A 22151-nucleotide genomic window follows, 5' to 3' on the forward strand; every position below is an offset into this window, starting at 1 on the left:
GGTGGCCATGGACACCACCCCGGCCCTATCGGCGGCCGCAACTCAGCTGGCGCTGATGCCGGACTTCCTGGACCCGATCAAGCTCATCGGCTATTTCGGGGCCTGGGCCCTGGTCGGGCTGCTGGTGGTGGTGTTCGTCGAGTCGGGGATTCTGTTCCCGGTGCTGCCCGGCGACACGTTGCTGTTCGTGGCGGGCATGCTGGCCGCGGGTACGGCCGCCGCCGGACAGGCCGACTTCCAACTCTGGCAGTTGCTCGTGTTCATCCCGATCGCCGCGATTCTCGGCGGTCAGGTCGGGTACTTCATCGGCCGCTATGTGGGTACCGCGATGTTCAAACCCAACGCACGGGTGCTCAAGCAGCGCTACCTCGACGAGGCCCACACGTTCTTCGAGGAGCGCGGGCCGTTCGCGATCGTGCTCGCCCGGTTCGTGCCGATCGTGCGAACCCTCGCGCCGATCACGGCGGGCGCCGCGCGAATGAGCTACGGCACCTTCACGCTCTTCAACGTGATCGGCGCCGTGCTCTGGGGCGTCGGCATCACGCTGCTCGGCTACGGCCTCGGTCAGTTCGAGATCATCCAGAAACTGCTCGAACCGATCTTCATCCTCATTGCGGTCGCGTCGATCACGCCGATGTTGATCGAGTGGTACAAGCGGCGCCGGGCGAAGAAGACGACTGGCGAGCCGGCCGCCGAAAGCTAGCTCTCCAACGCGCGGATCAGGCTCGCCGAATCCCACGGGCCCTTGTGCCGCTTGCCGTTGACGAAGAAGGTCGGCGTCGAGTTGAGGTCCATCAACTCCGCGTCCTGTGCGTCGTCCTGCACCCGGTGCAACACCTTGGTCGGATGCACACGGACGTCCTGATCGAACCGTTCGAGGTCGAGGCCGATTTCGTTGGCGTAGCGGTAGATGTCCGACCATTCCAGATCGTCCTGATGCGCGAACAGCATCTTGCCCATCTCGAAGTACTTGCCCTGCAGGCCTGCCGCCTCCGCCGCCCTGGCCGCGTCGAACGCGCGAGGATGCACGCGTTCGAGCGGCAGGTGGCGCCACACATAGCGCAGGCGCTTGCCGAAATGCTCGGCCACCTCGTCGATTGCGCCCGTGGCCCGGCTGCAGAACGGGCACTCGTAGTCGCCGTACTCCACGAGTGTCAGCGGGGCGTGCGGATCACCACGGAAGTGGTCGCGTTCGGGGTCGACCGGCCGAATCAGCTTGAGGCCCACCGGTTCCGGCGGACTCAGCCAGTCAGTGACCCGGAAGATGGCCCACCCGGCCAGGAACGCGATTGCGGAGGCAAGCAGGACGCCGACGCGCGCCTGATCCTGCCGCGCGGGTTCGGCGATCGCGATGTCGACGATGAAAAGCGAAATGGTGAAACCGATTCCGGACAGCGCCGCACCGCCCGCTGCCCGGCGAAGCGTGCCTCCTGGTGCCAGCCGTCCGAGTCCGGTGCGTTGCATGAACCACGTCGCGCCGGTGATACCGACGAACTTTCCGATCACCAGGCCCGCGATGATGCCCCACGTCAGCGTCGAACCCAGCGCGCCCGTGACGCTGTCGGCGTCGAGTCGCACCCCCGCGTTGGCCAACGCGAACAGCGGCAGCACGACGAACGAGACATAGGGCCCGACCGCGGTTTGCAACCGTTCGTTGATCGAAATCGACTCGCGCAGACCGCGGGTGGCAGCGCGGGCGTACTGCGAGTTGGGCGACTGCCGAAAGGCCCGGATGATGTCGACGGTCTGCTCGACCTGCCTGCGGTCGGGCGTGAAGACGGGAATGAGCAGCGCAACCGCGACCCCGGCCAGCGTCGGGTGTATGCCTGCTGCGAAAAGCGCTATCCACAGCGCGAATCCGAGCAGCGCGTAGGCCGGACCGCGCACAGCGGGCAGAAACCGGACCAACGCGATCGCGGCGAGCAACGCGACCGAGACGATCAGTGCACCGACGTCGATGTGATCGGAGTAGAACAATGCGATCACGCACAGCGCGCCGATGTCGTCGACAACGGCCAGCGTCAGCAGGAAGATCCGCAGCCGGGCAGGGTATTTGGGCTTGATGATGGCCAGCGCGCCGATGAGGAACGCGGTGTCGGTGGAGATCACCACTCCCCACGCCTGCGCGTTCGCTCCCGACGGGTTGAAGAGCAGGAAGATGATCGCGGGCACGGTGAGGCCCGCGATGGCTGCGACGACGGGCACTGCCGCCCGCGCCCGGTCGGTGAGCTCACCGATGGTGAATTCACTGGTGACTTCGAGGCCGACGATGAAGAAGAAGAATGCCATCAGGCCGTCGTTGACGAGATGCTTGACGGTCAGTTCGTAGCTGTGCTCGCCGAAGCTGAAGCCGACGTGGGTGTCCAACAACGTCCAATAGGTATGCGCCCAAGGGGAATTGGCCCACAGAATTGCCGCGAGGGTCGCGGCGAGCAGGAGCGCAGCTGCGGCGTTCTCCTTCGTGCCTGGCGCCTTGGGATCGCGGTTGAACCGGCCAGGCAGCATCCGGACTATCCGCGGAACGGCCGGGGTGGTCACTCGTCTGCGGTGACCGCGTGGGCGGCTTCCATCAGCATCCAGCCCGACAACTGGACGGACAGGTCTCGCTCGGGAATCGCGGAGGCGTTCACGGCCCCCTCGATGAACTCTGCCGATTTCCCACCGGCCCTTGGCAATTCGGCGGTCCGATCCCAGAACGCCGCGAACAGCGGTAGGTTGTCGACGTTTTGGCGGTTGTCCCACGCCGCTTGTGCGGAGCTGAGCACCAGTGTGCGGGCGATGTCGCGGGACTCGGTGTCTTCGGCTGAGTCGCCGGGCAGCGTGGTGACCGTCAACGCCAGATAGCGGGCCAGGATGCCGTTGAACAGACCGCCGTCGCCGCCGCCGGCACCCTTGATGATCCCGTCGGTGGTCATGTTGTCGCGCACGGCCTTGACGAGCCGGTGGACCCGCGCAGCGTGCTGCGGGTCTTTGGTGCGCGCCGCCAACTCGACGTCCAGCCCGATCACCACACCCTGGCAGTACGTGTACTGGGCGCGCACGAGTGAGCCGGCCTTGATGCCGTCGAACACCAGGTGGGTCTCGGGATCGATGAGGGTTTCGTCGATCCAGTCCGACATCTGTTGCGCACGCCGCAGCCGGTCGTCGTACCGGGCCAGGAAGATCCCGGCGGGTCCATTGGCAGGGGCGTTGAAAAACTGATCCTGCTTGCGCCACGGGATGCCGCCGCCGTCCTCGGGCACCCACGCGTTGAGGAATTGCTCGGACAGTTTCTTCAGCGCATTCGGACGTTCGACTCCCGCGAGCCGCCCTGCCCGTTCCAGCGCGAGCGCCAGCCACGCCATGTCGTCGTAGTAGTTGTTGACCCAGGAGAAGTTGTTGCGCAACCGATGTGACCGGATCTGCCTGGTTATCTTCGTGATTCGCTCGGGTTGCGGGTCGCGCAGCTGCGCGTCGACCAGGCAGTCCAGTAGATGCGCCTGCCACCAATAGTGCCATGTGCGGAATTCGGCGTCGTGCCGCGTCGGCGGCCACGACACCACACCGAGTTGGGTCCCAGGCAATTTCCACAGTCGCTTCAGATGGCGCTTGGCAATCGCGGCCTCCGCGCTCGCGGCGCGGTTGGCCCATACCTGATCCATGCTGTCGATCCTGCCCTACCAGGCCGCCGAAATGTCCCCATGTTGAGTGATCCAGGTGTGCATGGCGATGCCCGCAGCAACTCCGGCGTTGATGCTGCGGGTCGATCCGAACTGCGCGATCGACACCGTGACCGCTGCGCCCGCCCTCGCCTCTTCGGTGATACCAGGGCCCTCCTGGCCGAAGATCAGCAGGCATTCCCGCGGCAACGCGGTGTGTTCGATGCGTGCCGCGCCGGGCACATTGTCGACGGCGACGACGGTCAGGCCGTTGTCCGCGGCGAAACTCAACAGCTCGGCGGTGGTGTCGTGGTGCGACAGGCGTTGATAGCGATCGGTGACCATGGCGCCGCGCCGGTTCCAGCGTCGCCTGCCGACAATGTGCACGGTGTCGACGGCGAACGCGTTGGCCGTGCGCACCACGGCGCCGATGTTCGCGTCGTTGCCGAAGTTCTCGATCGCGATGTGCAGCGGGTGCCTGCGCTTGTCGATGTCGGCGATGATCGCGTCGCGCGTCCAGTACCGGTATGCGTCAACGACGTTGCGCGTGTCGCCTTCGCGCAACAGCGCGGGGTCGTAACGCGGATCGTCGGGGAGCGGGCCCTGCCATGGGCCGACGCCGGGCGACTCGCCCCATTCGGTGGGCCCCGCATCAGTCATTTCGTGGTCCACAGCCCGGCGTGGGTGCCGACCATCGACACCGTCGCGTACAGCAGCGCCGCGTTGATGTCGCCCTGCGTGCACAGCGAGACACGGACCTGAACGGCGTCGCGCGACGCGTCGGGCAGAACGAGCACCGAGGAGCCGTAGACGTCGCAGGCGTGGCTCAGCCCGGGGGCAGGCAGCGTTGGCGCCACCAGCACCATCATCGGACCACCGCGGCGTGCCGAATCGTCGCGGTATCGCGCTGCCAGACCGTCGATTTCGAGGCCCAGCAGCATGTAACCGTTGCCGGAGAACGCGTTTGGGTCACCGATGGCCGACGGGTCGAGCTGGTCACCGTCGGCTCGGAAGGCGTCGAGGCTCGACGTCTTCAGCACCAGCCCGGCGTCGTTCTCGTTGGTTGGCAGCAGGCCGATGGGGAACGCGGCGGGGTAGGCCGCAGCCGTGTCGGGGATCCGCTCGCGCGGCGAGTACACGTAGACACCGCGGACCTGGGACTGGTCGCGCTGCGGGCCCAGGCACACCGTGCCGGTCATCCGGTCCGGATTCGGAGCCGACAATGGTTGTACCGCAAGGCTTGTCACGTCTTTACAGCCGCCGAGCGCGTTGGCCTCGACCGGATGCGCCAACGCGCCGTACAGGCCGAATCGGATGTCCTCGGGTTTGGTGTGCGGCGCATCCTTCTTCGCCGCTGAGGCGTCGACGTCGATGAGGACATTGTCGGCGTCGAACCGCAGATTCGACACCGAGATGTTCCAACCGAGCACCGAAAGCGACTGACCGATGGCCGCAGCCTGCGTGGCATAGGGCGCGGGTCTGGCGTCGTCGCCAGAGCATGCCGAGGCGACCATGACGATCGCCGCCATCATGGCGATGAGTGCGCGCATTTACGTGCGGCTCAAGTTCTGTTCCGGCCCTTGCCGACGACTTTCGTCATGGCCCGCAACAGGTTTCGCGGAATCACCCGGCCGCCGGTGGTGAGCGCCTTGTACTGCAGACCCGGCACGATGACGACCTTGCCCTTCGCGACGTCGGCCATGCATTCGCGGACCACGTCGTCGACCTCGAGCCACAGGAACGACGGCGTGCCGCTCATCTCGATGCCCGCGCGCGCATGAAACTCGGTGTGCACGAAGCCAGGACACAGCGCGTGCACCCCGACCGCCGTTTCGGTGAGGCCATTGGCCAGCCCCTCGGAGAACGCGATCACCCACGCCTTGGACGCCGAGTACGTCGAACCGCGGCCCGGCAGCAGCCCAGCGACACTGGCGACGTTGATCACGGTGCCCTCGTTGGCTGCCAGCATGGGAGGCAGCGCAGCGTGCGTCAGCTGCATCACCGCGGTGACGTTGACGTCGAGCTGGGCTTGCAGCTTCGCGTAGTCCGCGGTCCAGAATTCGCCTGAGGTACCGAATCCCGCGTTGTTGACCAGAACCCGCACCCCTGCGGCCAGCCGATCGGCCACCTTGGCGCGGTCGGCTTCCTGAGACAGGTCGGCGACGAGCACCTCGACGCCGGCGCCTGCCTCGTCATGCAGTTCGGCGGCGAGGCACTCCAGCCGCTCGGCATCGCGAGCGACCAGCACGAGGTCGTAGCCGTCGATGGCGTAGCGGCGGGCGAACCCCGCGCCGAGCCCGGACGTGGGTCCAGTGATCAGTGCGACGGGGCGAGACATGCCCTAGACATTACTTACCGCTGGTAGTGCGGAGACTGCCGACCATTACGCGAGGGTGGCGGCGGACGCCGCACACCTTCGGCGCGACCGGCCTCGGGGCGTGCGGCGTAGCGGCCCGCTTCGGGGCGCGACGGCGGGAGGACATCAGCGCGGCCCGGCGGAAGAGATTCAGCGCGTCCAGGCGCCGGCGTCAGCGGCCTGCTCGGCGAACCGCTACGGCGCGCGACGGGCTGACCCGTGGTGGTCTGCGGGATCGGTGGCAGCACCCGCAGCAGGTCGTTGAACTGGCGCACGGTGCGCAGGCCTTCGTCCCACTGCGCGCGCGTGCTGGTAACCGGCATCGACACCAGCGTCCAGTTCTGTTCGTTCCACATGATTTCCGCGCAATCGGGCGCGGTGTGGGCGAAGGTCACCATCCGCCGGTCGCAGGCGCGGCGGGCCGCATCGAGGTTGGTGGAGTACACCATCCGCGGGCCGATCGCGCCGAGCAGCCAGATGTCGTTCTCGCGCGGCTCCTTTATGCCCTTCAGCCGCAGGTCGACGACGACGTTGGTGCCGACCTTGCGGTGCAGCGCGATCACTGTCGCGACGTCCTCGAGGTCGAAGATGAACACCGCCTCGCCGCGGATCTGCCCGAGCACGACGTTCTTGGCGCTGATGTCGCCGACAGTGGACATCACACCGCGCTTCCAGCGCTTGAGGATGTCGTGCGATTCGTGCTCGTAGTCGAACCCGTGCGACTTCGCCCAGGACTTGCGGCGGCGGCCCAGGCCGCGTCGACGGTCGATGTCGACGTACAGCAGCACGGCCGCACCCACGAAACAGAGTGCAGACAGCGTGAACCAGAGCGGGACCATTGCACCAAGCCTATCTGTTAGGTCCTGGTATTCCCGAACTCAACAGGATCACAACCCCATATCAGCGCCGGCTTTCGCAAAAAGCCCCGACACGCCGAAGCGTGCGGGGCCTTTGCGTATCGGTGTCAGCCCAGGACCAGTGAGTTCCCGTCCGCGCTGACGTTGACAGGCACCACGTCGCCGTCGTGCACCTCACCGGCCAGCAACATCTTGGCGAGCTGGTCGCCGATTGCCTGCTGGATCAGCCTGCGCAGCGGACGGGCGCCGTAGATCGGGTCGAACCCGCGCTGGGCCAGCCACTGCTTGGCGGGCAGTGAAACCTCCAGCGTGAGCCGCCGCTGTGCCAGCCGCTTCTGCAGCTGCGCCAACTGGATGTCGACGATGGCCACCAGCTCACCGGGCTCGAGGCCGGCGAAGATGATCACGTCGTCGAGCCGGTTGATGAACTCGGGCTTGAATGCCGAGCGCACCGCGGCCATCACCTGCTCTTCGGTCCCGCCTGAACCCAGGTTGGACGTCAGGATCAGGATCGTGTTGCGGAAGTCGACCGTGCGGCCCTGGCCGTCGGTCAGCCTGCCTTCGTCGAGTACCTGCAACAGCACGTCGAACACGTCGGGATGGGCCTTTTCGATCTCGTCGAACAGGATCACCGTGTAGGGCCGCCGTCGCACCGCTTCGGTCAGCTGACCGCCCTGGTCGTAGCCGATGTAGCCGGGAGGCGCACCGACGAGTCGGGCGACGGAGTGCTTTTCGCCGTACTCGCTCATGTCGATGCGGACCATGGCGCGTTCGTCGTCGAACAGGAACTCCGCCAGCGCCTTGGCCAGCTCGGTCTTACCGACGCCCGTCGGGCCGAGGAACATGAACGAGCCCGTCGGCCGGTTCGGATCGGCCACCCCGGCACGGCTGCGCCGCACCGCATCGGACACGGCCTGCACGGCCTTGCGCTGCCCGATGACGCGCTTGCCCAGCTCGTCTTCCATCCGCAGCAGCTTGGCGGTTTCGCCCTCGAGCATCCGGCCGGCCGGAATGCCGGTCCACGCCGACACCACGTCGGCGATGTCGTCGGGCCCGACCTCTTCCTTGAGCATGACGTCCTCGCGGGCCTCGGCGTGCGGCAGCGCCGCGTCGAGCTTCTTCTCGACCTCGGGGATGCGGCCATACCGCAGTTCCGACGCCTTGGCCAGATCGCCGTCGCGTTCTGCCCTGTCGGCCTCGCCGCGCAACGTCTCCAGCTGTTCCTTGAGCTCGCGGACCACGTCGATGGCGCTCTTCTCGTTCTGCCAGCGGGTGGTCAGCTCGGCCAGCTTCTCCTTCTGGTCGGCCAGTTCGGCGCGCAGCTTCTCGAGCCGTTCCTTCGATGCCGCGTCCTCCTCCTTGGCCAGCGCCATCTCCTCGATCTCGAGGCGACGGACCAGCCGCTCGACCTCGTCGATCTCGACGGGCCGGGAGTCGATCTCCATGCGGAGCCGGGAAGCGGCCTCGTCGACCAGGTCGATCGCCTTGTCCGGCAGGAACCGCGCGGTGATGTAGCGATCGGACAGCGTGGCCGCCGCGACCAGCGCCGAGTCGGTGATGCGCACGCCGTGGTGCACCTCGTAGCGGTCCTTGAGCCCGCGCAGGATGCCGACGGTGTCTTCCACCGACGGCTCGCCGACGAACACCTGCTGGAAGCGGCGTTCGAGCGCGGCGTCCTTTTCGATGTACTTGCGGTACTCGTCGAGCGTGGTCGCACCGACCAGGCGCAGCTCACCGCGGGCCAGCATCGGCTTGATCATGTTGCCCGCGTCCATCGCGCCCTCGCCGGTCGCTCCCGCGCCGACGATGGTGTGCAGCTCGTCGATGAACGTGATGATCTGCCCCGCGGAGTTCTTGATGTCGTCGAGCACGGCCTTGAGCCGTTCCTCGAACTCACCGCGGTACTTCGCGCCTGCGACCATCGAGCCGAGGTCCAGGGAGACGACGGACTTGTCGCGCAGGCTCTCCGGCACGTCGCCCGCGACGATGCGCTGGGCCAGGCCCTCGACGATCGCGGTCTTGCCGACGCCGGGCTCGCCGATCAGCACCGGGTTGTTCTTGGTGCGCCTCGAGAGCACCTGCACGACGCGACGAATCTCGTTGTCGCGCCCGATAACCGGGTCGAGCTTGCCTTCCCTGGCGCGCTCGGTCAGGTTCGTGGAGTACTTCTCCAACGCCTGGTAGCTGCCCTCGGGGTCGGGGCTGGTGACGCGGGCGCTGCCGCGCACCTTGACGAACGCCTCACGCAGCGCTTGCGGTGAGGCACCGTGTCCGGTCAACAGCTTGGCGACGTCGGATTCGCCAGCGGCGGCCGAGCCGCCCAAGCCTCCGGCCAGGCCGACCATCAAGTGCTCGGTCGAGACGTACTCGTCGTCCATCTCGGTGGCGAGATGCTGGGCCGCGGTGATCGCGGCCAGCGACTGCGGGCTCAGCTGCGGCTGCGAGGCAGCGCCGCTGGCGCTGGGCAGCCGGTCGAGGAGCCGTTGCGTCTCGGCACGGATAGTCGCGGGTTCGACGCCGACGGCCTCCAACAGCGGGGCGGCAATGCCATCGTTCTGGGTGAGCAGTGCCATCAATAAGTGGGCGGGCGTGATCTGCGGGTTGCCTGCGGCGGTGGCCGCCTGCAACGCCGCGGTCAGCGCCGCCTGGGTCTTGGTCGTCGGGTTGAACGAGTCCACGACACCTCCATTCGTCTAGAAAATGCTTCTCGCGAAGTTCAACGTCGTCAAGGTTGAGTCTGTTCCGCTCAAGTCTGACTTTTTTCGGCGTGCCGCGCCAGTACTCGGCAAGTAATGGGTCAGGCTTGGTCGGTGCGTCGCGTAGTCCTGCCCGCGGTCGTCGCGGGCTTGGCCCTCCTCTCGCCCGCGCCTGCCCAAGCAAACACCGACGAGGACCAGGTCCGCGCGGTCCTCGACGGCATGAATGGCTCCTACAACCGGACCGACTTCACCGGGTTCGCCGCACATCTGTGTGACGACATGCGCAAGGCCGCGGGCTTCGAGTCGGGTTGGTATGCGAGTCGCAAATCCGACGGGCCCACGCAGATCACCATCAATTCGGTTCGGGTGACCGGTGTGGACGCGGTGGCCAACGTTCGCTTCCAGGCCGCCAACCGTGCGGACGCCAAGACCTTCGACGTGGAATTCCGTCGCGACGGCGCCGATTGGAAGGCCTGCCGCTACCAGGCCGGTCAATACATATAGTGCTCACCGAACTCATCCCGCTGGCGTTGGTCGTCGCACTCTCGCCGCTGTCGATCATTCCCGCGGTGTTGGTGTTGCACACCCCGCGGCCGCGACCAACGGGGCTGTCCTTCTTGGCCGGCTGGCTCATCGGCCTGGCCGCGCTTACCGTGGTGTTCCTCGAGATCTCAAGTCTGCTAACCGATCTCAACAAGCCACCCGCATGGGCGTCGTGGGTGCGCGTGGTGGTCGGCGCCGCGCTGATCGTGTTCGGCGGCTACCGCTGGCTGACCCGCAAACGGGCCGCGCATACGCCGGGCTGGATGCAGAGCCTAGGCAAGCTGAACCCGCTGCGGGCAGGACTCGCCGCGGCAGCGCTGACCGTCGTCAACCCCAAGGTGTTATTCATGTGCGCCGCAGCGGGTTTCGCGATCGGCACGGCGGGGCTCGGCAGCACACACGTGTGGGCCGGCGTCGTGTGGTACGTGGTGATCGCCGGGTCGACGGTGGCGATTCCGATCCTTGCCTACGCGGTGTCCGGTGACCGGCTCGACGAGCCGCTGCGCCGCCTCAAGGACTGGATGGAACAGCAGCATGCCGCACTCGTCGCCGCCATCTTGGTCGTGATCGGTCTTCTGGTGCTGTACAAGGGAATTCACGGGTTATAGCTCGGGGAGCTTGAGCTCGGCGGCGTCGGCCGTCAAGTACCGCGTCACCGTCGGCGCGATCAGCGCCACCACCTCGTCGGCCGACAGCGTCGACAGCGGCGGCACCTCGATGATGTAGCGCAGCATGGCCGTTCCGACCAGTTGACTGGCCGCCAGCATTGCCCGCAGCTTGGCATGCTCGTCGCCGCCCAATACCCCCGACACCGACGTCAGCACGTAGTCCTGCACGAAGCCCCGGAACGCGTCGTGTGCGTCGGAGTTCGACGTCGCCGACTGCAACATCGCCCGCATGCTTGCCGCGCTGTCCGGCGTCTCCCAGATCCGCAGATATGTGCGCACCATCCGGGTGCCGATATCGGGGTCGTCGTCTCCGGTGAGTGCGGCCACCAGCGCGTCGGGGTCGAGGATCAAGCGCAGGGACTCGCGAAACAGCGCCTCCTTCGACCCGAACAGATACAGCACCATCGACGGGTCGACGTGGGCGTCCTGGGCGATGGCGCGCAGGGTGGTTCTTTCGAAACCTTCGCTGGCGAAACGCTGCTTTGCCGCCGCCAGCACCGCGTCGCGGGACACCGGTTCGCCCTGGCGCCGGCCCCTGCGCTTCGTCGTCTTCGCTGGTAGCGGCATGTCTCGACAGTAGCATTTCAATGGCTGTTGAAATTCATCCACTACAGAGCTACCCTCACACACAGCGATTAATTCAACACCGGATGAAAAGGACTCACCATGACTGGGACACCGCTGGGCACGCCGGTAGAGCACACCCACCACGCGTCACCCGTCCACGAGCCACCGGCCGCGATTCGTGCCACCGGGATCATCGCCGCGCTCATCGTCGCGCTGGCGATCCTCGCGATCGCGTTCGCGTTGCCTGCCGCCCGCTCCAAGCCGCACCACATCCCGATCGGTGCGGCGGGCCCTCAAGCCGCCAGCGGCCAAGTGGCCGACATGCTCGAGCAACACGCTCCCGGTGCGTTCGCCATCACCTACTACCCCGGTGAGGCGGCGCTGCGCGACGCGATCCGCAATCGCGATGTGTACGGCGGCATTTCGTTCGGCCCGGACGGTCGGAGTCTGTTGATCGCCACGGGCGGCAGCCCGGTGGTCGCGCAGCTGCTGACGCAGATGGGCAACGGCATCGCGCAACAAGCGCGCGTGCCACTGCGCACCGAGGACCTCGCGCCGCCGACCGCGAATGACCCGCGCGGCGCAGGCCTGGCCGCCTCGGCGCTGCCGATCACATTGGGCGGCCTGCTACCCGCCGTCGCGCTGGTGCTGTTCCTCAAGCGTGAGGTGTGGACCCGCTTCGTCGCCGCGGTGGTGTTCGCCGCAGGGGCAGGTGTCACGATCGCGGCGCTGCTGCGGTATGTATTCGGCTCGATCAACCAGAGCATCTGGGGTGTCGCGGCCGGCCTCACGCTGGGCCTGCTGGCTGCGGGGCTGTCGATGCTGGGCCTGGGCTCGGTGTTCGGCCGCGTCGGCCTTGCCGTCGGCGCATTGTTGGCCCTGCTGTTGGGCAACCCGCTGTCGGGGCTGACCAGTGCGCCCGAAATGCTGCCGAGCGGGTGGGGCACCGTCGGCCAGTGGTTACCGCAGGGTGCGACGGCTACGTTGCTGCGGTCGACCGCCTTCTTCGACGGCGCAGGCGCGACCACCGCGATCGCGGTGCTGACCTGCTGGACCGTTGCCGGTATCGGGCTGATCGTGCTCGCCGCTGCTCGCCAGCGCTCCTCGGAGCGCGCCTAAACTCGGGCGGCGTGGGACTCGAGGACCGTGACGCGCTGCTGCTGCTGCGCAACGCCGTCGATCCTGCGCTGGGTTCCGATCCACTGATCCGCCGGTTCTACACCCGCTGGTTCGCGATCGACACCTCGGCGCGCGACCTCTTCCCACCCGATATGGCCGCACAGCGCGCAGCGTTCGCCACGGCGATCACGTGGTTGTTCTCCGAGTTGATCGCCCAGCGCGCCGAGGAGCCGGTGGCCTTCCTCGCGCAGCTGGGCCGCGACCACCGCAAATACGGTGTCTCGCAACGGCATTACGACAGCATGCAGGACGCGTTGTTGACGACGTTGCGCAGTCACTTGATCGAGAGTTGGGACGACAGGCTCGCAGGCGCCGCCCAAGACGCCGTCACGCTGATCACCGGGGTGATGCGCGGCGCGGCCGACGCCGAGAACGGACCACCCTTCCGCGACGGCACCGTCATCGAGCACCTGCGGATCACCCGTGACGTGTCGGTGGTCCGGTTGCAGCTGGATCAGCCGCTGTACTACCACCCCGGCCAGTACGTCACGGTCCAAGTGCCGCAGTGGCCGCGACGCTGGCGCTACCTGAGCCCGGCGATCCCGGCAGACCGCGGCGGCGCCATCGAGTTCCACATCCGCTCGGTCACCGGTGGCATGGTGAGCACCGCGATCGTCGGCGAGACCAAACCGGGCGACCGCTGGCGGTTGTCCAACCCGCACGGGGGCATGCACATCGACAGGGACGGTGGTGATGTGCTGATGGTCGCGGGCAGCACGGGCCTTGCGCCGTTGCGCACCCTGATCATGGACCTCACCCGCTACGGCGAGAACCCGCGGGTGCACCTGTTCTTCGGCGCCCGCTATCCCAGCGAGCTCTACGACCTGCGCACGCTGTGGCAGATCGCGTCGACGAACCCGTGGCTGTCGGTGACGCCGGTGTCGGAGTTCAACACCGATCCGCCGTGGGCCGCCGACTATCCCGACGTCGAACCGCCGCGCGGTCTGCATGTGCGACAGGCCGGCCTGCTGCCGGATGTGGTGACGCGCTACGGCGGCTGGGGCGACCGGCAGATCCTAATCTGCGGTGGGCCCGCGATGGTGGAGGCCACCAAGGCTGCACTGGTCGCCAAGGGCACACCGGTTGAGCGCATACAACACGATCCACTCGCCAGCTAGGCGTGGCAGGATCGGCAACCATGCCGGAGTTCGAGACCGTCACACTGCGTGACCCGTCGTCGTCGTTGTCTGCGACCTATGTGCCCGGCGCAGGCATGATCGGCACGTCGCTGAAGGACGACGGCGTCGAACTGCTCGGCCAGCGCCGCGGACTGGACGCCTATGTGTCGGCGGGCAAGACGATGGGGATTCCGCTGTTGTATCCGTGGGCAAACCGGTTGAGCGCCAGGACATATGACGTCAACGGCGAGACGGTGACGCTCGCGCCGGACGCCTACGGTGTGCGCGTCGACAACAATGGCTTACCGATTCACGGTCTGCTGGCGGCGTATCCCGGATGGCGGACACAAGAGGTCTCCGAGCAGAAGCTCACGGCTGTATTGGATTTCGGTGCGCACGACGAACTGCTTGCCAGCTTCCCGTTCCCGCATCTGCTCGAGGTGGCCGTTGAGCTGTCTGCACGGACGCTGACGGTCAGCACGACGGTGACGCCTACCGCGGACAAGGCCGTGCCGCTGGCCTACGGGTATCACCCATACCTGCAACTGGCCGATGTGCCGAGAGCCGAGTGGCAGGTCGAGATGCCCACGATGCGTCACCTGATACTCGACGACACCGGCATTCCCAACGGCGCGGTGTCCGAAAGCCCAGCTGTTGCAGAGCCGTTGGGCGACAAGCTGTTTGACGACGGTTTCGATCAGGTGTCCGAGGGCGCAGTGTTCGCGGTCTCCGGCGGCGCGCGTCGGCTCGAGGTGTGCTTTGAGCGGGGTTACCCGGCGGCACAGGTGTTCGCGCCGGCGGGCGAGACGGTCATCTGCTTCGAGCCGATGACCGCGCCGACGGATGCTTTGCGAAGCGGCGGCTACCGCAGCGCGCAGCCGAATGAGCCGGACACCACGGTGTTCTCGATCAAAGTGGACTGAAGGCCCGGCCGGGATGCGAGTTGCCCGGCTCGTAGCGACAATGGCGTTTGCGCAGTTCAGCGTCTTATCGGCGTGAGTCGAATCAGCGACAAATTCCGAGCGAACCGCAGGTCAGCGGGTTGTCGCTACGAGGCGGGCACATCGGTAGTCACCGAGAACCGTGTGCCGCCCTAGCGTTTGTTGCGCGGCTGCCAGACGACGACCGCTGTGCTCTTCGGCACCACCGCGACATCGCGACGCTGGCGCGCCCGCAATTCCTCTAGCTCCTGGGACATTTCGCGAATCCGCGACTGCAGCGCCTCGACCTGGTTCGTCAGCTCGATGATGCGCTTGATACCGGCGAGGTTCACGCCCTCGTCCTGTGACAGTCGCTGCACCTCGCGCAGCAGATCGACGTCGTGCTGGGAGTAGCGGCGCCCGCCTCCCGAACTGCGTTGCGGGCTGACCAGGCCGAGCCGGTCGTACGTGCGCAGCGTTTGCGCATGCATGCCGGCCAGCTCGGCGGCCACCGAAATCAGAAACGTACGGGCTTCGTCGCTGCGCTTGGATGCCATCACGCACCTGCCCATCCGGCGCGCGGGTCAAATCCACTGGCGCGCTCGGCTTTCGCGTAGGCCTCCAGCGCCTCGGCCGCTTCCCCTTCGAGGTTCGGCGGCACCGCGACCTTGACTGTGACGAGCAAGTCGCCGTGCCCACCGGAGCGCTTCGGCACCCCACGTCCACGCACCCGAAGGATGCGCCCGTCGGATGTGCCCTTGGGCACCCGAACACCGACCTTGCCTTCCAGCGTCGGCACCGAAAGCGTTGTGCCAAGCGCCAACTCATGGAATGCGACGGGAACGGAAACCGTCAGGTCATCACCGTCACGACCAAACACCTTGTCCGGCCTGACATGAACGGTCACATACAGGTCGCCCGAAGGCGCCCCACGCAGACCAGCCTCGCCCTGCCCCGCCAACCGGATCCGTTGGCCGTCCTCGACGCCCGGCGGAATCCGCACGTTGATGGTGCGGGTACGGGTGGTCACCCCGGTGCCTTGGCACTCCGAGCAGGGATGCTCGATTATCGACCCACTGCCCCGGCATTCGGTGCACGGTTCGGAGAACCCGAACGCGCCCTGGTTGCGGCTGACGACGCCGGACCCGTTGCAGTTCGGGCACACCTTCGGGCTGGTGCCCGGACGCGCCCCGCTGCCATGGCAATTCGTGCACGGCGCCGGGCTGGTGAGCCGCAGCGGCATCGCCACACCCTTGGTGGCCTCCATGAACGACAGCTCGGTCTCGGTCTCCAGATCGTTGCCGCGCCGCGGCCGACTGGGCCGAGGCTGCGCGCCGCGACCGAACAGTCCGCCGAACAGGTCACCGATGTTCGCGCCGCCGGTCTGCCCGGCCGCGTCGAACAAGTCGTTCAGGTTGAACTCGGCCCCGTCGCCGCCGAATCCGCCGAAGTTCCCGCCGGAGAAGCGGCCCCGGCCGAATCCGCCGCCTGCGAACAGCCGTCGGGTTTCGTCGTACTCCTTGCGCTTGGCCGGATCCGACAGCACGCTGTGGGCTTCGGACACCGCCTTGAATCTCTCTGCGGCGCTCGGATCGGAGTTGGTGTCGGGATGTAGATCGCGGGCCAACTTCCGGTACGCCCGCTTGATCTCGTCGGCGCTGGCCTCAGAGGAGACGCCGAGCTCCTTGTAGAAGTCCTTCTCGACCCATTCTCGTTGGGCCATACCGCGTCACCTCCTTACCTGTTCTCAGTAGTAATTGTTCTTACGATTCTGCGGCCTGATCGGTCGGCTCGTCGCCGTTATCGGGCGTGTCTTGGCCGCCGCCGGCTTCCTCGACGTCCGGAACCGTGTCGACCACACCGACGAGGGCATGGCGGACCACCTGGTCGCCGACCTTGTAACCGCGGCGCATCACCGAGCCGACGATGGGATGGGTCCCCTCGCCCTCGTGCTGAACGGCCTCATGCAGTGCCGGGTCGAATTCGTCGCCCTCGTCGCCGAAGCCGGAAAGCCCAAGCCCCTCAAGCGCGGTCGCGAGCTTGTCGGCGACCGACTTCAACGGGCCGGACTCGAGGTCCCCGTGGCTGCGGGCGCGATCGAGGTCGTCGAGCACCGGCAGCAGTTGGGTGACGACGGCGACCTTGGTCCGCTCGGCGGCCAACTGCTGATCACGCAACGCGCGCTTGCGGTAGTTGTCGTACTCCGCCTTCACCCGCTGCAGGGTGGATTTCAGCTCGGTGACTTCTTCGGACGTCGATCCCTCCGCCGCCGGCGCCGGCCCACTGGGGGCCGGGCCGGTAGCGGCTTCACGAATTTCGCCAGTCTCGGGATCGATACGCCGTTTGTCGGTGACAGTCACCGGCTCGTGCGAATCGTTCTGGCTCACTTGTTCTCCCGGTCATCTTCGACAACCTCGGCGTCCACGACGTCGTCCTGCGAAGGCCCGGCCGAACCGGCGTCAGACCCTGCGCCACCGGCGCCCTGGTCGGCTTGGGTGGCCTCGTAGATGGCCTGTCCCAGTGCCTGCGACTCGACACCCAACTTCTCCATCGCGGACTTGATCGCCGAGATGTCGGTGCCTTCGAGCGCTGACTTCGCTTCTGCGATGGCACTGTCCACCTTGGTCAAGGTGTCCTCGGGAACCTTGCTTCCGCCTTCGGCTTCGCGCTGTTCCTTGACGAACTTCTCCGTCTGGTAGACCAGCGACTCGGCCTGGTTGCGGACGTCGGCCTCCTCGCGACGCTTCCGATCCTCGTCGGCGTGCGCCTCGGCATCCTTGATCATCCGGTCGATCTCCTCCTTGGAAAGGCCGGAGCCCTCCTGGATTCGGATCGTGTTCTCCTTGCCGGTGCCCTTGTCCTTGGCGGTGACGTGCACGATGCCGTTGGCGTCGATGTCGAAGGTGACCTCGATCTGCGGCACACCGCGCGGAGCCGGCGGGATACCGGTCAGCTCGAAGCTGCCGAGCAGCTTGTTGTGCGAAGCGATTTCACGCTCACCTTGATAGACCTGGATCTGCACCGACGGCTGATTGTCGTCGGCAGTGGTGAAGGTCTCCGACCGCTTGGTCGGGATCGTGGTGTTGCGTTCGATCAGCTTGGTCATCACGCCGCCCTTGGTTTCGATGCCGAGGGACAGCGGCGTGACGTCAAGCAGCAGAACGTCTTTCACCTCACCCTTGAGCACACCGGCCTGCAGCGCGGCGCCCACCGCGACAACCTCATCCGGGTTGACGCCCTTGTTGGGCTCCTTGCCGCCGGTCATCTCCTTGACAAGGTCGGAGACAGCGGGCATACGCGTCGAACCGCCGACGAGCACGACATGGTCGATGTCGGCCACCGAGATTCCGGTGTCGGCGATCACCGACTGGAACGGCTTGCGCGTGCGGTCCAGCAGATCCTGTGTGATGCGCTGGAATTCGGCGCGCGTCAGCTGCTCGTCGAGGAACAACGGGTTCTTGTCCGCATCGACGGTGATGTAGGGCAGGTTGATCGACGTGCTCTGCGAGCTCGACAGTTCGATCTTGGCCTTCTCGGCGGCCTCACGCAGCCGCTGCATGGCCATCTTGTCCTTGGTCAGGTCAATGCCGCTGGTGCCCTTGAACTTTTCGACGAGCCAGTCGACGATGCGCTGATCCCAGTCGTCGCCGCCGAGGTGGTTGTCACCCGAGGTCGCGCGGACCTCGACGACACCCTCACCGATTTCGAGCAGCGAGACGTCGAAGGTGCCGCCACCGAGGTCGAAGACCAGGATGGTCTGTTCCTTCTCGCCCTTGTCCAGCCCGTAGGCCAGCGCCGCGGCGGTCGGTTCGTTGACGATGCGCAGCACGTTGAGCCCGGCGATCTGGCCGGCTTCCTTGGTGGCCTGACGCTGGGCGTCGTTGAAGTACGCGGGGACGGTGATCACCGCGTCGGTGATGTCCTCACCGAGGTAGCTCTCGGCGTCGCGCTTCAGCTTCATCAGCACGCGCGCGCTGATCTCCTGCGCGGTGTACTTCTTGCCGTCGATCTCAATGGACCAGTCGGTGCCCATTTCACGCTTGACCGACCGGATGGTGCGGTCGACGTTGGTCACCGCCTGGTTCTTGGCGGGTTGTCCGACCAGCACCTCGCCGTTGCGCGCGAACGCGACAACCGACGGAGTGGTGCGGGAGCCCTCCGAGTTGGCGATCACAACCGGGTCGCCGCCTTCAAGTACCGCGACGACGGAGTTGGTGGTCCCGAGGTCGATTCCGACCGCACGAGCCATGGTTTTGCCTCCTGAATAGTCCTGCTAGGGGTCTGAGTGCACCGCACTCAAGACTGCTCCGATCGACCCTACCGTGTCAACCCAGACTTGAGTCGTATTCACTCAACTGTCGAAGTGGTCAACGGCAGGTCGGCAGCTTTTGTTCCCGGGGCCTTGGTGGTGGGAAGTCGCAGGCAGCACGTGTGCGATGGCCAAGCTGGTTTTGCCGACTGTCACGCCGGGATCGCTGTGGCAGGCGTCGGCCTGCACGGTGCAAGTGCCTTCAGTGCAATAAGCGCGATTGGCGACGCATTTCGTCGCCCGCGGATCGATGTGATGTAGATCACGCTTTGAACAAGCTGTGAACCACACGGATCGCGTAGCCGTGACCGGAGGTAGTTCACTCGGGAAGGAAACCCTGCAATGGCGCATGCGGCGATGAAGATGACGACAGCCTTGGCGACCGGTTTACTCGCGGCAGCCGCCACCAGCCTGCCGAGCGACTCGCCACTTCGGGTGCACACACCGGAGGTGCATCCTCTCGCGCTGACGTCTGCGGCGGTCGACGCCACCACTGTCGCAACGCCGAACAACCTGATGGCCGCCTCGGCAGAACTGCCTGCGATCGGTGTCCGCACACTGTCGAACAGCTTCGTCGCCGCCGACGTCTCCGTGGAGCCGGAGGTGGCGCCTGCGCGAAATACGTTGTTCACCAGTCACTTTCACGCAACTATCAATGTCCCGGCCAGTAGCCGTATGGTCCGGCCACTGATTGCGTCGGCGACGCCGGGAAGTCACGGCGGCATCGGCAAGTCGACAGCGGTGACGGCGTCCATTGCCGGCATTGATTCGATCGGCGCGCTGGTGGCCGTATTCGTCAGCAACGGCACCGCCGACCATCCGAACGCCGGCCTGTTGATCGGCAACGGTGCCGACGGCGCACCCGGACAGAACGGGGGCAACGGCGGGCTGTTGTTCGGCAATGGTGGCAGAGGCGGCGACGGCGTGAACGGCGGGCAAGGCGGCCGCGGCGGGAATGCCGGGCTGGTCGGCAATGGCGGTGACGGCGGAAACGGCAGCGACTTCACCACCAAGGACGGCGTGGCCGCTTTCGGTCGGGACGGCGGCGACGGCGGCAACGGGGGCCGGCTGTTGGGCAACGGCGGCAACGGTGGCACCGGCGGCAACGCGCAAAACCTCGATAAGGGCGGCACTGTCGGCGGAGTCGGTGGCAACGGCGGCAGGGCGGGCGCAATCGGCAACGGTGGCGACGGCGGCCACGGCGGAGTTGCGTTGAGCGGCTCGGGAACCGCGCGGGGCGGCCGGGGTGGTACCGGTGGCACTGCCGGTGTGGCAGGCAACGGCGGCAACGGTGGCGGCGGTGGCGGAACCAACAGCAACACCGGCAACGCCGTGGGCGGCAACGGCGGCACGGCCGGTGCAGGAGGGGCGACCTTCGGTCGCGGCGGCAACGGCGGCGACGCGGGCGGTGGTCGTGTCGGCGGCACCGGCACTGCCACCGGCGGCAATGGGGGCAACGGCGGTGACAGCCACGCCATCGGACAGGACGGCGGCGCAGGCGGTACCGGCGGCAACGCGTCGGCCCCCGCGGGCACCGGCGTCGGCGGCAACGGCGGCAACGCAGGGCATGGCGGAATCGGCGCCGGTGACGGGCCAGCCGGCATCGGTGGCACCGGAACGGGCAGCAACCCGGCCAACAGCCACAACGGTCAGAACGGCACTGGCGCGCCCTGACGAATCAGCGAAAGTAGCTGCGCGACAACCGGAGTCAGTCGTCCTTGGGGTCTTTGTCGTCCTTGTCGTCTTTGTCGCGCGGCAGCGGCCGGTTGGCGACAACGGGGAACTGGCCGGTGAAGCCTTGTCGCTCCCTCGCTACCTCCAGCACGCGCCCCCGAACCGCATACCACCCGACGATGAGTGCCGGAATGATGATGACCAGCGCGGCGACGGTCCAGGTGCCGATCGGCGGGTCGAATGCCATCAGCACGATGACGCCAACCAGGAACGCCAACGTGGCATAGCCGGTGTACGGGGTGCCCCACAACCGGAAGGACGGCCGCTCGAGGATGCCGCGTTTCGACCAGCGGTAGAGCTGGATCTGGCAGATGACGATGGTGCCCCAGGAGGCGATGATGCCGAGGGCCGCGATGTTGAGCACGATCTCGAATGCCTGGCCGGGCACCAGAAAGTTGAGAACTACGCCGAACAGCCCGACGGCCGCCGTCAGGAAGATTCCGCCGTACGGCACGCCGCGGCTGGACATCACCGCCGTGAATTTCGGTGCGCTGCCGTTCATTGCCATCGATCGCAAAATCCGGCCGGTCGAGTACAACCCGGCGTTGAGACTGGAGAATGCGGCGGTCAGCACGACGATGTTCATGACCGTGCCCGCGCCCTCGACGCCGATCTTGGAGAAGAACGTGACGAACGGGCTCTCGCCGGGCTTATAGGTGTTGTACGGGAGCAGCAGCGCGAGCAGGAACAGCGAGCCGACGTAGAAGACGGCGATACGTGCGATCACCGAGTTGATCGCACGCGGCATGATCTTGTGCGGATGCGCGGTCTCACCGGCCGCGGTTCCGACGAGTTCGACTGCGGCGTAGGCGAATACGACGCCGGACATCACGATCACCAGCGGGAAGAGTCCGGCCGGGAAGAGCCCACCGTTGTTCGCGATCACGCTGAAACCGGTTGACTGCCCTTGGATGTGGTAGCGGCCCGCCAGGAAGATGGTGCCGGCGACCAGAAATGTCAGCAGCGCAAGCACTTTGATGGCTGCAGCCCAGAACTCGAGCTCGCCGAACAAGGTGACCGAGATGAGGTTGATGCTCACCACGGCCGCGAGCGCTAGCAATGCGAACAGCCACTGCGGGACAGCCTCCAGCGCTTTCCAGTAATGGAAGTAGGTGGCGATCGCCGTCGAGTCGACAATGGCCGTGAACGCCCAGTTCAACCAGTACATCCAACCGGCGACAAACGCTGCCTTCTCGCCGAGGAATTCGCGAGCATACGACACGAAGGATCCCGACGATGGCCTGTGCAGTACGAGTTCGCCCAGCGCGCGCAGGATCAGGAAGACGAAGATGCCACAGAAGGCGTAGCTCAGGAACAGACCGGGTCCGGCGTTGTGTAGTCGGCCGCCGGCACCGAGGAACAGTCCCGTACCGATGGCACCGCCGATGGCAATCATCTGCAACTGCCGGGGTTTGAGGCCCTTGTGGTAACCCTCGTCCTCCGCCGTCAGCGCGGAGTTGTCGTACTCAGACTGCTTTGGTGCGGTTGTCATCGGACGAGTCCTCGCTCTAGTCAGTTTTGGGGCGGCGCAGGATCAATCGGGTTACCACGGGGATCCCACCG

The 22151-nt window shown here is 66.4% G+C and carries 20 protein-coding genes; 7 read left to right on the top strand and 13 right to left on the bottom strand.

The window, feature by feature from the left end:
* Window positions 1-7: 7 nt before the first annotated feature.
* Window positions 8-703, top strand: a complete 696-nt coding sequence (locus GGC64_RS27155) for a VTT domain-containing protein (RefSeq protein WP_192725679.1) — start codon at window positions 8-10, stop codon at window positions 701-703.
* Here GGC64_RS27155 and nhaA read toward each other — a convergent pair.
* From nhaA to clpB, 7 genes are all read right to left on the bottom strand, one after another.
* Complete coding sequence (gene nhaA, locus GGC64_RS27160) at window positions 700-2505, bottom strand: Na+/H+ antiporter NhaA (protein WP_192725951.1); 1806 nt, start codon at window positions 2503-2505, stop codon at window positions 700-702. The genes GGC64_RS27155 and nhaA overlap by 4 nt on opposite strands.
* A 29-nt stretch (window positions 2506-2534) precedes the next feature.
* Window positions 2535-3641 (bottom strand): glycoside hydrolase family 76 protein, encoded by a 1107-nt coding sequence (locus GGC64_RS27165; protein WP_192725680.1) that lies wholly within the window; start codon window positions 3639-3641, stop codon window positions 2535-2537.
* Between the two features lie 15 nt (window positions 3642-3656).
* Entirely contained in the window at window positions 3657-4298 is a 642-nt protein-coding gene (locus tag GGC64_RS27170) for an RNA methyltransferase (protein ID WP_192725681.1), read from the bottom strand.
* Window positions 4295-5188: a hypothetical protein gene (locus tag GGC64_RS27175; protein ID WP_192725682.1), complete on the bottom strand. Its 894-nt coding sequence runs from the start codon at window positions 5186-5188 to the stop codon at window positions 4295-4297. The genes GGC64_RS27170 and GGC64_RS27175 overlap by 4 nt, the downstream gene beginning before the upstream one ends.
* Window positions 5189-5199: 11 nt before the next feature.
* Window positions 5200-5976 carry an SDR family oxidoreductase gene (locus GGC64_RS27180; RefSeq protein ID WP_192725683.1) on the bottom strand — a complete coding sequence of 259 codons (777 nt, stop codon included), beginning with the start codon at window positions 5974-5976 and terminating at the stop codon, window positions 5200-5202.
* A gap of 14 nt (window positions 5977-5990) precedes the next feature.
* Entirely contained in the window at window positions 5991-6833 is an 843-nt protein-coding gene (ttfA, locus tag GGC64_RS27185; protein WP_192725684.1) for a trehalose monomycolate transport factor TtfA, read from the bottom strand.
* Between the two features lie 125 nt (window positions 6834-6958).
* Complete coding sequence (gene clpB / locus GGC64_RS27190) at window positions 6959-9529, bottom strand: ATP-dependent chaperone ClpB (protein WP_192725685.1); 2571 nt, start codon at window positions 9527-9529, stop codon at window positions 6959-6961.
* Window positions 9530-9661: 132 nt separating this feature from the next.
* Here clpB and GGC64_RS27195 point away from each other — a divergent pair, with 132 nt between their 5' ends.
* On the top strand, window positions 9662-10054 hold the full coding sequence (locus tag GGC64_RS27195; RefSeq protein ID WP_369434864.1) for a transcriptional regulator: 393 nt from the start codon (window positions 9662-9664) through the stop codon (window positions 10052-10054).
* Window positions 10054-10701, top strand: coding sequence for a GAP family protein (locus GGC64_RS27200; RefSeq protein ID WP_192725687.1), 648 nt, complete (start codon window positions 10054-10056; stop codon window positions 10699-10701). The genes GGC64_RS27195 and GGC64_RS27200 overlap by 1 nt, the downstream gene beginning before the upstream one ends.
* On the opposite strand, the gene GGC64_RS27205 is transcribed toward GGC64_RS27200, so the two are convergent.
* The gene (locus GGC64_RS27205; protein WP_192725688.1) at window positions 10696-11328 is read right to left on the bottom strand and encodes a TetR family transcriptional regulator; all 633 of its coding nucleotides are present in this window, start codon (window positions 11326-11328) and stop codon (window positions 10696-10698) included. The genes GGC64_RS27200 and GGC64_RS27205 overlap by 6 nt on opposite strands.
* 99 nt (window positions 11329-11427) lie before the next feature.
* Here GGC64_RS27205 and GGC64_RS27210 point away from each other — a divergent pair, with 99 nt between their 5' ends.
* Genes GGC64_RS27210 through GGC64_RS27220 form a run of 3 tightly spaced genes read left to right on the top strand, consistent with a single transcriptional unit; the run spans window position 11428 to window position 14548 of the window.
* Window positions 11428-12447: an ABC transporter permease gene (locus GGC64_RS27210; RefSeq protein ID WP_192725689.1), complete on the top strand. Its 1020-nt coding sequence runs from the start codon at window positions 11428-11430 to the stop codon at window positions 12445-12447.
* Window positions 12448-12458: 11 nt separating this feature from the next.
* On the top strand, window positions 12459-13625 hold the full coding sequence (locus GGC64_RS27215; protein ID WP_192725690.1) for an FAD-binding oxidoreductase: 1167 nt from the start codon (window positions 12459-12461) through the stop codon (window positions 13623-13625).
* A gap of 20 nt (window positions 13626-13645) precedes the next feature.
* Window positions 13646-14548, top strand: coding sequence for an aldose 1-epimerase (locus tag GGC64_RS27220; protein ID WP_192725691.1), 903 nt, complete (start codon window positions 13646-13648; stop codon window positions 14546-14548).
* Window positions 14549-14718: 170 nt separating this feature from the next.
* Here the strand turns inward: GGC64_RS27220 and GGC64_RS27225 are convergent, their stop codons facing one another.
* Genes GGC64_RS27225 through dnaK form a run of 4 tightly spaced genes read right to left on the bottom strand, consistent with a single transcriptional unit; the run spans window position 14719 to window position 18794 of the window.
* Window positions 14719-15102: a heat shock protein transcriptional repressor HspR gene (locus tag GGC64_RS27225; protein WP_192725692.1), complete on the bottom strand. Its 384-nt coding sequence runs from the start codon at window positions 15100-15102 to the stop codon at window positions 14719-14721.
* Complete coding sequence (gene dnaJ, locus GGC64_RS27230) at window positions 15102-16268, bottom strand: molecular chaperone DnaJ (RefSeq protein WP_192725693.1); 1167 nt, start codon at window positions 16266-16268, stop codon at window positions 15102-15104. The genes GGC64_RS27225 and dnaJ overlap by 1 nt, the downstream gene beginning before the upstream one ends.
* Window positions 16269-16308: 40 nt before the next feature.
* Window positions 16309-16932, bottom strand: coding sequence for a nucleotide exchange factor GrpE (grpE, locus tag GGC64_RS27235; protein WP_192725694.1), 624 nt, complete (start codon window positions 16930-16932; stop codon window positions 16309-16311).
* Window positions 16929-18794, bottom strand: a complete 1866-nt coding sequence (gene dnaK / locus GGC64_RS27240) for a molecular chaperone DnaK (RefSeq protein WP_192725695.1) — start codon at window positions 18792-18794, stop codon at window positions 16929-16931. Before dnaK ends, grpE begins: the two co-directional genes overlap by 4 nt.
* A 402-nt stretch (window positions 18795-19196) precedes the next feature.
* Here dnaK and GGC64_RS35195 point away from each other — a divergent pair, with 402 nt between their 5' ends.
* Window positions 19197-20528: a PGRS repeat-containing protein gene (locus tag GGC64_RS35195; RefSeq protein WP_192725696.1), complete on the top strand. Its 1332-nt coding sequence runs from the start codon at window positions 19197-19199 to the stop codon at window positions 20526-20528.
* 34 nt (window positions 20529-20562) lie between these two features.
* On the opposite strand, the gene GGC64_RS27250 is transcribed toward GGC64_RS35195, so the two are convergent.
* Complete coding sequence (locus tag GGC64_RS27250; RefSeq protein ID WP_192725697.1) at window positions 20563-22080, bottom strand: amino acid permease; 1518 nt, start codon at window positions 22078-22080, stop codon at window positions 20563-20565.
* Window positions 22081-22151: the final 71 nt, after the last annotated feature.

This window comes from Mycobacterium sp. OAS707 (assembly GCF_014873705.1).
In the GTDB taxonomy this organism is placed as follows: Bacteria; Actinomycetota; Actinomycetes; order Mycobacteriales; family Mycobacteriaceae; genus Mycobacterium.

Bases quoted from the DNA above. Each gene is read 5' to 3' on its own strand.
- GGC64_RS27155 (WP_192725679.1), top strand. From the start codon at position 8: ATGGACACCACCCCGGCCCTATCGGCGGCCGCAACTCAGCTGGCGCTG.
- nhaA (WP_192725951.1), bottom strand. From the start codon at position 2,505: ATGCTGCCTGGCCGGTTCAACCGCGATCCCAAGGCGCCAGGCACGAAG.
- GGC64_RS27165 (WP_192725680.1), bottom strand. From the start codon at position 3,641: ATGGATCAGGTATGGGCCAACCGCGCCGCGAGCGCGGAGGCCGCGATT.
- GGC64_RS27170 (WP_192725681.1), bottom strand. From the start codon at position 4,298: ATGACTGATGCGGGGCCCACCGAATGGGGCGAGTCGCCCGGCGTCGGC.
- GGC64_RS27175 (WP_192725682.1), bottom strand. From the start codon at position 5,188: ATGCGCGCACTCATCGCCATGATGGCGGCGATCGTCATGGTCGCCTCG.
- GGC64_RS27180 (WP_192725683.1), bottom strand. From the start codon at position 5,976: ATGTCTCGCCCCGTCGCACTGATCACTGGACCCACGTCCGGGCTCGGC.
- ttfA (WP_192725684.1), bottom strand. From the start codon at position 6,833: ATGGTCCCGCTCTGGTTCACGCTGTCTGCACTCTGTTTCGTGGGTGCG.
- GGC64_RS27205 (WP_192725688.1), bottom strand. From the start codon at position 11,328: ATGCCGCTACCAGCGAAGACGACGAAGCGCAGGGGCCGGCGCCAGGGC.
- GGC64_RS27210 (WP_192725689.1), top strand. From the start codon at position 11,428: ATGACTGGGACACCGCTGGGCACGCCGGTAGAGCACACCCACCACGCG.
- GGC64_RS27220 (WP_192725691.1), top strand. From the start codon at position 13,646: ATGCCGGAGTTCGAGACCGTCACACTGCGTGACCCGTCGTCGTCGTTG.
- GGC64_RS27225 (WP_192725692.1), bottom strand. From the start codon at position 15,102: ATGGCATCCAAGCGCAGCGACGAAGCCCGTACGTTTCTGATTTCGGTG.
- dnaJ (WP_192725693.1), bottom strand. From the start codon at position 16,268: ATGGCCCAACGAGAATGGGTCGAGAAGGACTTCTACAAGGAGCTCGGC.
- dnaK (WP_192725695.1), bottom strand. From the start codon at position 18,794: ATGGCTCGTGCGGTCGGAATCGACCTCGGGACCACCAACTCCGTCGTC.
- GGC64_RS35195 (WP_192725696.1), top strand. From the start codon at position 19,197: ATGGCGCATGCGGCGATGAAGATGACGACAGCCTTGGCGACCGGTTTA.
- GGC64_RS27250 (WP_192725697.1), bottom strand. From the start codon at position 22,080: ATGACAACCGCACCAAAGCAGTCTGAGTACGACAACTCCGCGCTGACG.